This is a genomic window from Paenibacillus sp. CMM36 (genome assembly GCF_053570945.1).
Genome location: NZ_JBSEDY010000002.1, coordinates 401,351 through 415,475 on the forward strand (window position 1 = coordinate 401,351; position 14,125 = coordinate 415,475).

General features: G+C 46.7%; 10 protein-coding genes. 3 read left to right on the plus strand and 7 right to left on the minus strand.

Annotated elements, in window-relative coordinates; all coding sequences use genetic code 11:
- The first annotated feature begins 165 nt into the window (after positions 1 to 165).
- Entirely contained in the window at positions 166 to 1,002 is an 837-nt protein-coding gene (locus ACWA2B_RS05880) for a methyl-accepting chemotaxis protein (RefSeq protein ID WP_069011007.1), read from the plus strand.
- Positions 1,003 to 1,195: 193 nt separating this feature from the next.
- On the opposite strand, the gene ACWA2B_RS05885 is transcribed toward ACWA2B_RS05880, so the two are convergent.
- Positions 1,196 to 2,071, minus strand: a complete 876-nt coding sequence (locus tag ACWA2B_RS05885) for a DNA-binding protein (protein ID WP_069011008.1) — start codon at positions 2,069 to 2,071, stop codon at positions 1,196 to 1,198.
- A gap of 557 nt (positions 2,072 to 2,628) precedes the next feature.
- Here ACWA2B_RS05885 and hxlA point away from each other — a divergent pair.
- On the plus strand, positions 2,629 to 3,264 hold the full coding sequence (gene hxlA, locus ACWA2B_RS05890; protein WP_029518706.1) for a 3-hexulose-6-phosphate synthase: 636 nt from the start codon (positions 2,629 to 2,631) through the stop codon (positions 3,262 to 3,264).
- Positions 3,265 to 3,269: 5 nt separating this feature from the next.
- The gene (hxlB, locus tag ACWA2B_RS05895; protein ID WP_069012217.1) at positions 3,270 to 3,827 is read left to right on the plus strand and encodes a 6-phospho-3-hexuloisomerase; all 558 of its coding nucleotides are present in this window, start codon (positions 3,270 to 3,272) and stop codon (positions 3,825 to 3,827) included.
- A gap of 179 nt (positions 3,828 to 4,006) precedes the next feature.
- Here hxlB and ACWA2B_RS05900 read toward each other — a convergent pair whose 3' ends face one another.
- The 6 genes from ACWA2B_RS05900 to ACWA2B_RS05925 all read right to left on the minus strand — a co-directional run bounded on the left by ACWA2B_RS05900 (position 4,007) and on the right by ACWA2B_RS05925 (position 13,957).
- Positions 4,007 to 6,139 carry an endo-1,4-beta-xylanase gene (locus tag ACWA2B_RS05900; protein ID WP_029518709.1) on the minus strand — a complete coding sequence of 711 codons (2,133 nt, stop codon included), beginning with the start codon at positions 6,137 to 6,139 and terminating at the stop codon, positions 4,007 to 4,009.
- A 62-nt stretch (positions 6,140 to 6,201) separates the two neighbouring features.
- Positions 6,202 to 7,125, minus strand: a complete 924-nt coding sequence (locus tag ACWA2B_RS05905; protein ID WP_029518710.1) for a carbohydrate ABC transporter permease — start codon at positions 7,123 to 7,125, stop codon at positions 6,202 to 6,204.
- Positions 7,126 to 7,692: 567 nt separating this feature from the next.
- Entirely contained in the window at positions 7,693 to 8,673 is a 981-nt protein-coding gene (locus tag ACWA2B_RS05910) for an ABC transporter permease (RefSeq protein ID WP_029518711.1), read from the minus strand.
- A gap of 14 nt (positions 8,674 to 8,687) precedes the next feature.
- Positions 8,688 to 10,355: an ABC transporter substrate-binding protein gene (locus ACWA2B_RS05915; RefSeq protein ID WP_029518712.1), complete on the minus strand. Its 1,668-nt coding sequence runs from the start codon at positions 10,353 to 10,355 to the stop codon at positions 8,688 to 8,690.
- Between the two features lie 210 nt (positions 10,356 to 10,565).
- On the minus strand, positions 10,566 to 12,329 hold the full coding sequence (locus tag ACWA2B_RS05920) for a sensor histidine kinase (RefSeq protein ID WP_449291797.1): 1,764 nt from the start codon (positions 12,327 to 12,329) through the stop codon (positions 10,566 to 10,568).
- Positions 12,326 to 13,957: a response regulator gene (locus tag ACWA2B_RS05925; RefSeq protein WP_029518714.1), complete on the minus strand. Its 1,632-nt coding sequence runs from the start codon at positions 13,955 to 13,957 to the stop codon at positions 12,326 to 12,328. The genes ACWA2B_RS05920 and ACWA2B_RS05925 overlap by 4 nt, the downstream gene beginning before the upstream one ends.
- Positions 13,958 to 14,125: the final 168 nt, after the last annotated feature.

A 14,125-nucleotide genomic window follows, 5' to 3' on the forward strand; every position in this document is an offset into this window, starting at 1 on the left:
AAATAGAAGGCATATCGTTTCGTAATGGAAATGGTATGCCTTTTTTTCTGATGCTTTCACTTCCTTAAAGATTCAATATCTTTATAACTTTTATCCATCTTTAGACCGACAACTATATACGAGACTATAAAAAATATACCTAGTAAAGAAAGGTAGGTTATCTATTTGAATACAATAGATGCATTAATTGCAGCCATTCCCTACATACAACAGATCATGCGTGAGAAAGTGACCCTTGCTCTCTTCGACCGAACTCATGTCCTTATGTATACCCAATCGGAGGGTATGGACCTCGGCTTTGAAACAGGCTCGGAGCTACTCGAGGACTATAAGAATTTTGCCATGCTTAAAAATGGACGTGAGACCAGCCTGACCCACATTCCTGCTGAAATTCTAGGTTTTCCTCTGGATATGATCAGTATTCCTGTATTGGACGAGAAAGGTGAAGTCATTGCAGCATTTGCGGCCTCTTATAATTTGACTAACAAAAATCAACTGGATCAATTCGTATCCGAGAACCGCTCCATCACCGAGCAGCTCATTGATATGGTACAGCATGTAGCAGCTCATTCCGAGGAACTTCAGGCAACCAGTGAACAAATTTTGAAAAACACCCAAATCGCTGTGCAAAACTCGGGTAAAATCAATCAGGTAGCTGTGTTCATCAAGGAAATTTCCGATCAAACCAACCTGCTTGGATTGAATGCAGCGATTGAGGCCGCGCGTGTCGGAGAAGCAGGAGCAGGCTTTGGTGTCGTCGCTCAAGAGGTGCGCAAGCTATCCGTAGAATCCAAAAAGGCGACGGTCGATATTGAAGGGGCCCTTAAGGATGTACAGAACTCCATTCATCAAATGGAGCAGGAAATTGAGCAAATTGTTTCTTCTTCTCAAGAGCAGGCGACTCTGGTAGGCTCTTTCACTGAAGTGATGGACCGTATGCAAAAGGCGAGTGAAACGATGCAACATCTGGCCAATAGCCTGACTTCGTATGTCGTAAAATAAATTTTGGCATAAAAAAGGGAGCACACGGATCGCAAAATGCGTAAAAGTGTGCTCCCTTTATGTACAAAAGGCCTATCGGGCTTAAGGATCTAAATCTGAAACTCAAGCAGGATAAGAAAAAGAAAAAACACCATGATTTGAAGGAATCACAGGGTCTAACCCTTCCCAAATATTTCCCACCGGAAGAGCAATACTAAGAGACGCCAAGGCCATAGTTACCGAGATTAATGCCTTTTTCAGCATGAAGCCCCCTTAATAAAATGGTTTGGTATTGCTCTTGCTGTGATGGTGTTGCCCAATCTCGATAAGTCTCAAACAGAGCAACCAATGTCCTGAAATTGGCATCCACTTCTACATTGGCAGAGAATTGCAGAGAATCAAGAACATAATTTAAGGCAACGGAGTACTGCTTCTTCTTGAAATGGTAAATGGCCAATTGGTTGACCAGTTTTAGATAATATACGCGGTTTGCTCTATCTTCATAACCTTCAAATATTTTAATATCATCAGCAAAATCGTTCAGCAGGTCGTCTATATTCCAATTATTCAAGTTAGCCGCTTCCGCAATACCAACCAATCCTGGAAGTAACTCCTCTTCATTGTCATGAAGAAATTGAACGTACTCAGGCAAAAGTTCCCTTCTCCCCGAAAGTAACTCAATCGTAAATAAATTGGCCTTGGCGAGGAAACGGAATCTCTCTACTTCTTCGTGACCGCTCTGATCCAGCCCCATAAACCAGCCCATTTCGCTATACTTCATAATATAGTTTCTAGCTTCCTCATACTTGCCCATATTCTGATAGTAAATAGACTTCGCCAGATAACTGTAAGCATAATAAAACACTAGCGGGTGTTTGGTGTCCAATGTCTCATACTTGCCGTCTGCAGCATTTCTCAGTTGGGTGTGATACAGGTTTTCAGCCAACGTATGCAGAAAGTCTGCTACTTTGTTCGCTTCATCCCAATCATTATGTGTGTAGCTGAGTCTAAACAACTCACAAGCTTTATCGAGTTCGTGACTGTCCGACAACAAATAAATGGCTTCCCTTTGGTTCAAGACCTCTTCCATTAGACCCCGCCTCCCTAGCCTGAAAATTGCGGTTACCCCTAGCCCAATGGCTATTTTTCAGGGCAGTTATGCTGCTAGCCTCCATTTTTGCATACCGTATATTGCAAATATAGTCAAAACCTAACTTGAAGTCAATTCAATCATCGCTATCTTCTTTTTTTGCAACCTTACATTGCTGTGTACGGTTATGGATTTTGCAAAATTCGATTCCAGTCGCTTCGAAGTGCAAGATATAGACGAACCAAACCATTTCGATCTATATCTTGTTCATTGGAAGTCGCTTATGGGATTTTTGCAAAATCCTCGGTTACGAATAGTTGACTCTCCTTATAGAAATAATACTAAAAAAGACAAAGTATAGGCTCTCTCATGGATGGTTTTTATGATGCTATAGTATCGTGGGGGTAACTACGTTACGAATTAGTGCGTACTTTTCAACCGGATAGCTGGGCCTTACAATCAAACCTGTGCATGAAATTAAAGTATAGAGTAATACTCAACAGAGCATGTACCTGTTCATCAAAATACAAATTCACTTAAGGAGTGAAGTTAATAACATGGAACTTCAATTGGCTTTAGACTTAGTAGATATCCCGCAAGGGATTGCATTGGTAAAAGAAGTAGAGTCGTATATTGACATCGTAGAAATCGGTACGCCGATTGTCATCAATGAAGGACTTCATGCAGTAAAAGCAATGAAAGAAGCATTCCCGAATCTGAAAGTGCTGGCTGACCTGAAGGTTATGGATGCAGGGGGCTATGAAGTGCTAAAAGCTTCCGAGGCTGGTGCAGATATCGTTACGATTTTGGCTGTAGCTGAAGATGCAACAATCAAAGGTGCAGTAGAAGAAGCGAAAAAACAAGGCGGCAAAAAAATCCTGGTGGATATGATCGGTGTTAAAAACCTGGAGCAACGCGCGAAAGAAATTGACGCTCTGGGCGTTGACTACATCTGTGTGCATACAGGCTACGATCTACAAGCTGAAGGACAAAGCCCGTTCGAAGCACTGCAAACCGTCAAACAAGTCGTGAAAAACTCCAAAACTGCCGTGGCTGGCGGTATTAAGCTGAGCACATTGGCTGAAGTCGTGAAGGCTCAACCGGATCTGGTTATCGTCGGCGGTGGTATCACTGGCGAGGACGACAAAAAGGCTGTAGCTTCCCAAATGCAACAGCTCATCAAACAAGGTTAACCCCAATGGAAACCTCTCAATATTTATCTGAGGTACTCAACGAGCTACAATGGGTTCCACAGTTGATCAGCAATGCGGAATCGGAACAGCTGATCCACTCCATCAACGCTGCGAATAAGGTATTCGTGGCAGGTGCGGGCCGCTCAGGGTTCATGATTCGCTCGCTGGCGATGCGACTGATGCACATGGAAATTCAAGCTTACGTGGTGGGTGAAACCGTAACTCCCGGCTTGGGCGAGGGCGACCTGCTCATTATTGGTTCAGGCTCTGGCGAAACCAAAAGCCTGATCTCCATGGCAGAAAAAGCAAAGAAACTCGGGGCCTCTCTGGCGCTTCTAACCACGTCCCCCGAGTCTACCATCGGCAAACTGGCCAATATCATCGTCAAGCTGCCCGGTGCACCCAAGGATCCTTCCAACAAGGATTACCAGACGATTCAGCCTATGGGCTCATTGTTTGAGCAAACCCTGCTGTTGTACGGTGATGCACTGGTACTCAGAACGATGGAGCTGCGCAAGCTGACCTCCGAATCTATGTTTGGCCAACACGCTAACTTGGAATAAACCGCGATTCCTTTACGATAACAAAGCAGGCTGTCCTTCACATGTGAAATGTAAAGGACAGCCTGCTTTTATGCTTGTATAAGCGGACGTTCGATACAGCATACATGCCAATCCATACTTCCGTAAAACCGCCATTGCGTTCAGGTGAGATAACAAAGGCCGGCATGTATTCAAACCATTTATTCGTTATTCCCTGCTGGCAACGGCGGGACTTTGGACGAATCAGCAAGTGCCCAATAGGCATATTTGGCCTTTAACTGTTCGTCGAATAATAGCGGCTTATCCAGCCGGGCTATTGGAAACGTGCTGAGCCACGTATTTCCATCATCCGTCCCCCAAATCGTCACATTGCTGATATGATCCTGCTGCCTTGAAAACATATCGAACAGCGCCCGATAGCGGTGAGCCTGCCGGATCAGCATAGATTCTGGAATCGTTTCATAGCGATCTGTGTCATTGGAATAAAGACCCATATCCAGCTCGGTAATCTGATTATCCAGACCAAGCGAAGCAAACTTTTCGATGGACTGCTCAATCTCGCTAATAGCGGGAAACTCTAGGCGGATATGCGATTGGTGGCCTACCCCGTCAATCGGTACACCTTTAGCGAGCAGATCACGTACCAAATTGTACAGAAAATCCCGTTTCTTCGGCTCATGCGTGTTGTAATCGTTAATGAATAGTCGTGCGTTCGGGCCCGCCGCTTCCCTCGTGACACGGAATGCTTTTTCAATATAATCCGTACCGGTAATCTGATACCACTTGCTGCGGCGCATGCCATCCGGCTGATCAGGATCAATGACCTCATTCACCACATCCCAATCGGTGATGACATTTTTATACCGCGCTGCAACAGCGCGAATATGCGTCTCCAGCCGATCCAGCAAAAGCTTTTTATTTTCAGCAGTCGGTGTCATCGGCTGTCCATTCTTATCCTTGAACATCCAATCCCCAGTTTGGTTATGCCACACCAAGGTATGGAAGCGAATCTCTAGTCCGTGCTGTCTAGCAAACTGCACAATTTGGTCTGCTTCCTCCCAATGGAACTGTCCCTCGGACGGTTGTAAGGAGATTGGCTTCATCGCATTCCCTGCAACGACGCTGTTAAAATGCTTCTGTACCAACTCTCCGTAAGCCCCTTCGGTCTGAAAAGCTTCAATCGCCGTGCCGATGCTGAACTGTCCCCCATATAATCCATGCAAAGAAGGAATGTCCTTTTCAATAGCCAGTGGTGGTACAAGTGACAGTTCGAAATCATCCATATAAAAGGAAGACGTTCCTTCTGCCGTTTCCAAATACATAGAAACAGTGTCTGCATCATGCGCGAGCGTATACGTACCAGATAAATGCATCCATCCCCCTGTCGTAGTAGCCGTGTCGCCTACAACAGTTTCATACGAACTATTCCCTTGGTGATCACGCTGCACGCTGAGCCTCACCTTGGCAGGCTGCTCACCCGGCGCCAGCTTCACCCAGGCACTGACCGTATATCGGCTGCCCTTTTGCATCGTAGCAGTCACATCCAGCTTCGGTCCGGCATATGTCTTTTGTCTGCCTGTTGTCAGCAGACTGTATGAGCCGCTTCGTGCATCGGCATCCGAAACCTGCACGGTCTCGGCTCCCATACGGGACACCCATCCTTGAGCCGTACCCTCTTCAAACCCGGATACGATACCATGGGCCGGCTCCGTTGGCGTCTTCGATACCTGTGTTATTTCTACCTCATCCACATAGTAGGCCTGCGCGGGATTCGAGCTTTCCACATACAGCTTCAATGCATCCATCCCCCCGGTAAAAGTATATTTCCCCTGAAGTTTAATCCACGATGTATCCGCCGTCTCCGTCTGCGCTACCGTCTTCCATGTCGTAGTCCCGTCTGTCGGCTGCTGCTCCACTGTAAGTTTAACCATGCTCGGAACCGCAGAATGACCATCTAGCTTCACATAGCCACTAATTTCATACTCTACATCCGGCTGCAATAGCGACTTCACATCCAGCTCCGCCCCGTTCCAAGCCGCTGTGCGGGCGGTTGCCTTCAGACTGTGCGTGCCGCCATATGCTGCTTCCGTGACGGATGCAATTTGGGTATAAGTTCCCCGGGGTTTCCAGCCGTCGCTGTTTCCTTGCTCAAATCCATACGTTCCAATGGTCTTATGGATATTACCCGCTGACAGCACCGTATCCGAAACGGGCGGGGAATGTTCTATAGACGGAGCTGCCTTTAGTACAGACGCCCCCCACCAACCGACAGGCGATAACAACAGCGCTCCAGCCAGTACCAGACAAAAAGGCTTAACCCAACATGACCGCAAAGCGATCCCTCCCGTACTCCGATTTTTTGGAATTGGTATTTGGCACCATTGGTTTTCATTTACTATCCTTTGACACCGCCCAAGGTCATACCCTTCACAAAGTATTTTTGCAAAAAGGGATAAACTAAAATAATAGGCACTGAAGCGACAATCGTCATCGTGGCCCGAATTGAGGTAGGCGTGACCGACTTCGCTAGATTTTCCGAACCAGCGAATTGGCTCGCATAGTCCTGAGTGTTAACAGACGTGTTGGAATTTTGCAGTATTTTCATCAACTCATATTGAAGAGTGCTCCATTGTTCATATGACGAATTGTACAAAAACACATCGAACCAGGAATTCCATTGCGCGACTGCTGTAAACAGCGACACCGTCGCTAGCACGGGAACACACAGCGGTAAAACGATGCGCATAAAAGTGGAAAACTCCCCAGCCCCGTCAATACGCGCCGACTCCAAAATCCCTTCCGGCAATCCCTCAATAAAGGAGCGAATAACAATCACATTAAACACCCCAATCAATCCCGGCACAACATACACCCAGAAAGTCCCCAGCATCCCAAGCTCACGAATCAGGAGAAAGTTCGGAATCAGTCCACCGCTAAAATACATCGTTAAAATAAAAGCAATCGAAACAAATTTACGCAGCACATATTCCGGCCGGCTGATCGTGTACGCCACCATCGCGCAGCAAAACACCGAAGTCACCGTGCCCGCAACCGTACGTAATACAGAAATCAGCGTAGCATGAAAAATCGTCGCTTCCTTGAACACAAATTCATAATTACTCCACGTGAATTCACGTGGCCACAAATAAATCCCGCCCCGTATCGAATCATTCGCTTCATTCAACGAAACCGCCAGCGTATTCAAGAACGGATACAGCGTGAACACCATCAGGCAGAGCATAAACAGAATATTGCACGCATCAAAAATCCGATCCGAGGGGGCCCGAAATCGCCCGTGTACGGCCTTTCCTTTACCCATGACTTCCGCTCCTTTCTAAAAAATAGCTTAAGCACCCAGGCATGTAATCCATACGATGGGTAGGATCATTGATATTGGAGCCGTTGTTGGTGCTGTGATATGAGTTGTAGTTTGTGTCAATTATTTTGTTAATGTCAGTTGTTATTAGAAAAGTTATTTTTCAAGCAGTTAATGAGGTCAGCGAAGCGGCCTGTTAAAAATCCACTGACCTGCACCCGTAGTATGGATGAGCTCGCACCTTCTGTTATCACCACCACTAGCAGTCCTAAAAACAAGCGAAAGCGAAGCTGAGCCAACCATCATGGCGCATTTACCCATGGAAGCGCGAGTCACGCGCCTTCCCTAAGCTCCCCCCTTGCCACTACCCTCAGTTCTCAAAAAAGTGACTTTACGGCGGGTAGCAGCGGAGCGGGCGGAATTGTTCTGAAGAAGCGGAGCGTTCGCCTTTATCCCCGGATTTTAACCTATGATCTTTATTCCAATAAGAAAATACGGGGATAACAGCGATCGGAAGAACAATCCGCACGCGAAGCGACAACGAGCCCTCCCCAGAAACTCACTCTTTTTTTAGAACAATCTCTCCTCCCCTAACCGCTTCGCAATATGATTGGCGCTAAACAGTAAGATGAAGCTGACCACCGTTTTGAACATCCCGGCAGCAATGGAAAGCGAGAAATTACCCATCTGGATACCATATTTCAGCACAAAAATATCCAGATTCTCCGAGTAATCCACGTTCATACCGTTGCCCAGTAAGTATTGCGGCTCAAAGCCGGATTCCAGCAGATTGCCGATGTTCATAATGAGCAGGATGATAAATACAGGCTTCAATCCGGGTAATGTCACATGCCAAATCCGCTGAAAACGCCCTGCTCCATCCATCTCAGCCGCTTCATACTGCGAGGGATCAATCATCGTCATCGCGGCCAAATAAATGATGGTATTCCAGCCGACATTTTTCCATACCTCCGATGCACCGAGAATGCCCCAGAAATAGCTTCCTTCGCCCAGCCACAGAATAGGCTCCTTAATCAATCCCAGCCACATCAGCACCTCATTGATGATGCCGCCATCCGCAGATAGCGCCGTACTAATGATGCTGGCCGCGACCACCCACGAAATAAAATGCGGTAGATAGCTGATCGTCTGTACCACCCGCTTAAATACGAGCTGACGAAGCTCATTCAGCAAAATTGCTAGTGTTATAGCGGTGACAAAGCCCAACACCAAATTAATAAAGCTCATCGCCAGCGTATTGCGCATGACCCGCAGAAAGTGTTCATCCTGAAACAGAAAATGGAAATGCTTTAATCCAACCCATTGCTGATCGAGCAATTTGCGGGCAGGCTTAAAATCCTGAAAGGCAATCGTCCAGCCCCAGATGGGCAAATACTTGAAGATGAACAGCCAGATTAAAAAAGGGACGGACATCCATACTAGTGCCCGTTGCTGATTCAGCTTGTGCATAAATCCCCTAAAGCCGGTTCGCCGCGAGGGCGGAAAATGATCCGGGGAGATCGTGACAGGTGGTGGTGACGAGTGGCCCATAGCTGCTTCCTCCTTTATTTTTTACCGGGATTTTCGATTTTTTTGGCAACCTCCTTCGTGATCAACTCCTCATACGCCTTTACATCCAGCTTGTTGAATTCAGTAGTGTATTCATTCCAAATCGCATCAAACTGTTCCGGTGCAGACAGCACCAAACGCGGGAAATATTTGCGCTGTAGGTCCCCCTTCTTTTGCTGGAAGAGCTGCGCAGTTGAGCCTTGAGCAATCGGAATACTCCAGGCCGGATACCATGGGCGCTCGTCAGGTGCGGAAAACATTTGCGAGAAGGACTCTACACCATAGACTTTTAGTAGCTTTTTATCTCCCTCGGTGTAGGACATACGCGCAACCTCAGGCTGCCGTCCGGGGCCAACCGAGTTACCGTCAGGCAGGGTAGAACCGCTACCGTATCGCGGCCAACTATATTCAAAATATTTGAACCCGAATGATTCGCGGAACGCGTCCTGACCAGTCTGCTTAATTTGCTCCTCAGTCCGGTAAAAGCGTCCTTTTTTATCTACATCATAGGTTTCCCCCTTGATTCCCCAGTTGGATAATATCTGGTTTTCGTCCGTCAGCAAGTTGTCAAAAAATTTGATGATACGTACCGGGTCCTTGGCACTGACCGTAATTCCTATGCCTCGGTTATTAACGAATGACGACGGATCAATGTACTGATCCTTTATATTCTGGTCGTATACAATAGGCAGCCCTATATACTCCATATCATCATTGCCCGATTGCTTGGCAGCCTCTTGCAGATTATTCAGGGCCTGCCCCGCCTGCCAGCGGTAGTCAAAAAAGCCCAGCACCTTACCCGAAGTCAGCTTCGCCAAATATTGATCGTAATTGTCCACAAAGGACGATTTATCAAATAGGCCCTCTACATTGAGCTGATTTAGCTCTTTCAGATACCGCTTTGTGATTTCCATATCTCCATAATCCGTGGCCCGGTGTGTCTTCATATCAATAATCGTGCCGCCATCATTCGGATAGCCTGCCAGATGCATCGGCGCGTTCGTAAGAGCATAAAACCTATCCTGCGTGGTTAACGCCAGGTACCCAGTCAAGCCCTCATCTGCATGTTTTTTCGCATAGTTACGAATCAGGGCTAAATACTCGTCAAGTGTTTTGATTTTTGGAAATCCCGCTTCTTTTAATACCCTGCGTTGCACCCAAAAGGCTCCTTGCTCCAAGTTAGGCGCAGGTAAATAATCGCCTACCACCGCACTGAGCGGAAGAAAATAAATGTTCCCATCCTCCGCCTTCATCAAGTTGTAGTACGGTCCATATACACGCTTAATATTCGGTCCGTATTTGTCGATCAAATCATTCAGGGGAATAAAAGCCCCGGCATCCAGCAGCTTATCGATCGTGCCATCCGGTACTATCACATCCGGGAAATCGTTACTGGCAATAAATGTACCGATCTTCGTATTGGAATCACCCACCAAATGCTCCAGCTTCCAGTTTACCCCCGTCTGATCCTCCAGGATCTTGCCGATCCGCGTTTCATTGGTATTAATGTCCCTGCCCGCAGTGGCATTAAAATACGTGAATGTGACTTTCTCCTTGCTATCTCCTGACGCTGGCTCCTTGCCCGAGCTCCCTGAGCAAGCAGTGATCATAGATGCCATCATAACCATTACCAGACCGATGATTCCGAACCTTTTGCTTGTCATGCCAGACCTTCCCCTTTCGCCCTCTTTTGTCGATTGTGTGTGAATATCGTGCGGACGTACCGCAAGCACTGGGAATCCCGCACACCCTAAATTGTAAGCACTTTCATTTTATAAAATGCCGTCCATTTCGTTCACCTGCCAATCTAAAGGTGTTACTTAGGAAACTATAGGTAAAGGTCCTTCAAAGCAAAATAGGTACCGCTCTCCACCTCACTCCCGATCCGCAGGAATCCTAATTCGTATCTCCGTACCCACGCCGGGGGCACTGCGTATGGCAAGCTCAAAGCGGCTCCCGTAGTAAAGTTTAAGACGATAGATGACATTTTGCAGACCTATACGCTCACCCATTTCTTCCTGCCTTTGCATGTAACCATATAAACGTTGTACCTGTTCCTCAGACATGCCCACCCCATCATCTCGAACCGTTAGAATCAGTTGTCCTTCCTCATGCTCAAAATGAATCTCAATGCGTCCCCCATGCTTTAGCGGCTCAATGCCGTGGATACTTGCATTTTCAACCAGTGTCAGCGCGACCATTTTGGGAAGCAGATTGTCCAAGTCTTCAGAGCGCGCCTGCACTTCGTACTGTATTCGCTCACCAAAGCGATATTGCTGGATTTCCAGAAAACAACGGATCAGCTCCAGCTCCTCCCGCAAAGTAACCCGGTCCTTGTTCCACACCAGCGAATTGCGGAATATCCGTGCCATGTTATGAATAATGTGCGCTGTCTCATCCTCATGCTTCATCAAGCTCCTCATGCGAATCGTCTCCAGCGCATTGAACAGGAAATGGGGGTTAATCTGGCTGTGAAGTGCATTCAACTGGGCATGTCTGCGCTGAATTCCCAGATTTTTTCGTTGAATATCAGCCATATACACATCGTTAATCAGTCGCTTTATTTTCAGCGTCATCCGGTTAAACTCACCTGTTAATTGCCCGATTTCATCTCGCGACTCTGTACCGGGAATCAGCTCAAAATGCTGGTTTTTCACCTTTTTCATGTGCTTTAAAATACGATGAATCCTCACGTTCAGCGAACGTGTAATCCAGATAATAATTAATGTAGGTAACAGCATATTTACACAGGTTAACAAGAGCACAAAGTTGCGGGATTCCTGCATTTCATACAGCATTTCATCTCTGGATACCGCTGCCACAATGCTCCAGCCGTTCAGATTGCTCGTAAGCACATAATTCGTCTTGAACTCCATCGTGTCCTCGGGCAGCTTGAGGGTGCTATAGGCCACACTTTTGTGGTTTATAGCAACTTTGGGATCCGTTGTATATTCGATTTCCCCTCGTTCGTTCAGCAGAAAGAGACTTCCCTGCAAATTCAGGTTGTTGAAAATCTCACGAATGGACGACATTCGCAGTTCTATTTTCAGTATTTTTTCACGACCATTTTGGGAATAAAAGTAGTTCATCCGCCGAATCAGGCTGAAAGGGTGCAGCTGTTCGCCTGTACTGTCATCGGTACGTACAAATATAGGCTTGGACTGGCGTCCAGGCGGGATTTTGGTATACCAGGGCAAGCTTCTGACCCTCTCATCTATAAAACTGACTCCCCCGGAATCCAGCAGCGTTGAATTATCGGTGTAGATCGTAATTCCACCTACGGAATGGTATACAGGACTGTAATTATTGTTCAAGATACGACGTAAATAAGAGTCATAGGCAGCAATATAATCAGCAGGGTGGGGATATGTTTGTTCCAACACCTCATTGAGCTGATGATCGGTATAAAAGATAGACGAGATTTCCATCGCATCTTCAAATTCACGGTAAAATTCAATTTTAATCTGTTCCAGTGCACGCGAAATATCCTGAATACGCTGTTCTTTCACATTTTGTGAGGTAACATGGTAAAAAACCAGATTGGTCAACACTACAGGCGCGAAAACACACAGAAAATAAAGCAGCAGCATTTTATCCCGCAATCGCACATGATCAAGAGTCGTCCTCAGCATCTTCATTCGCCGGCCCTCTCTGGCTCGTCGCCAATACTCAGGCTGTTGCGGTATTCACTAGGCGTGGCGTGCGCCGTCTTTTCAAACTGGGTAACAAAATAGTCTGAACTGCCAAAGCCCACGCGCTCCGCAATTTCATAAATCCGCAGATCCGTCTGCCGCAACAAACGTTTTGCCTCCTGAACGCGCAATTTCAGCAAGAATTCGTTAAAGTACACACCATACGTTTTTCTGAACAATTGACCGAGGTACACCGGGTTCATGTAAAAGCGAGCCGCAATACTTTTCAGGCTTATATTCTCGGCGGCATGCTGCTCAATGTAAGCACGGATGTGCTGGATGCCTCCCTGCTGACAATCCTTGCGCAGAACCCCAATATACCTTCCACTTTCCTCTGCAAAAGCTGTAAACAATCGCTGTAGTTCACCCAGGGACAGGTTCATGTCCTGCCAGTTCATCATCGGTTCTAGTGACCGAAGTGAGCGCTCATCTCCCTGCATGTTTTGAATGACCCGAACGATACTAAGTACGCATTGATGCAAACTCATTTTCACAGCCTCAGGTGCATAACACTCCTCCCGAAAGCTGCTAAATAAATTATCCACGGCCACACGCAGCTCCTCCAACCGCAGTTCCTCGACTTGTTCCGTCATGCGATCCAGTACGTCCTGATGTATGGTCTTATAGTGGAGTGGTGGCATTCCCTCCTGTAGATATACAACAATACCGCTATGGTCATAAATGTATTTATGGAGCACTGCCTCCTTCGCACAGGCATAGGACTGCTGGATATCCTGCAACCGATTCACAGGCTTTCCTGCATAAATGAAAACCCGACTTCCCAGCTGGTCTTTTAGTGACTTCATCCCCTCTATCTCCTGTTGTAGCGCTTTCATAAAGACTTCGACCTTGCCTTGAAAATAGTTCAAAAAGAAGTCCGGTACGATAAGACCAATCCGGTTGCGATGCTCATGGACATAGAGAGGGTACTTGCCATCCATTAAACGATGAAGTGCTTGCTCTATAAGCTCCCTGAATTGGAAAAGCGATAGCATAATATTATTGTCACCAGAGCGCCAGGGATGTTGGTCATTCAGCTCGACGAGTACATAGTACATAGAAGTGGCCTCCTCAAGCCGTAGTTGCTGCTCCCACTGTGTCACCACTACATCATCCACTGGGTTCATCATCACAGTCTCTAACAACCCACCTGCATGGTGATTCTGATATCGTTGCGCATTCTGTTGTTCACGATGCAGTCTCTCACTCAGCTTGCGCAATGTAGCCGAAAAGTCACCCTCATCAATCGGCTTAAGCATAAAATCATGAACCCCATAGCGGATTGCCTGCTGCGCATAAGCGAAATCACTATAGCCGCTTAAGATAATAAACGCGGGATGTTCTGTACTCTGTTCGAGCACAGATCGAATCAGCTCTAATCCGTCGAGCACAGGCATACGAATATCGGTAATGACCAGGTCCGGGTGAATACGGCTGATTAGCTCCAGCGCATCCTCACCGTTATCAGCTTCTCCTACGATTTCAAAACCACAGGCTTGCCAATCCATGAGTTGAAGCAGCCCTTTACGAGTAAAGGTTTCATCATCTACCACAATGGCTCGATGCAGCTTCATAACACGCTTCCTCCTTTTGATGTACGCCTATTTTATTATTTTAGTTAACTATTCCAACGATCTTAGTCACTATGATAATGTAAAAACATCAGGGATTGGAAATTTTCACCACACCTATGATATGACAAATAGAGGGGTGCAAAGCATGCGCACACCAGCAGCCAAGCC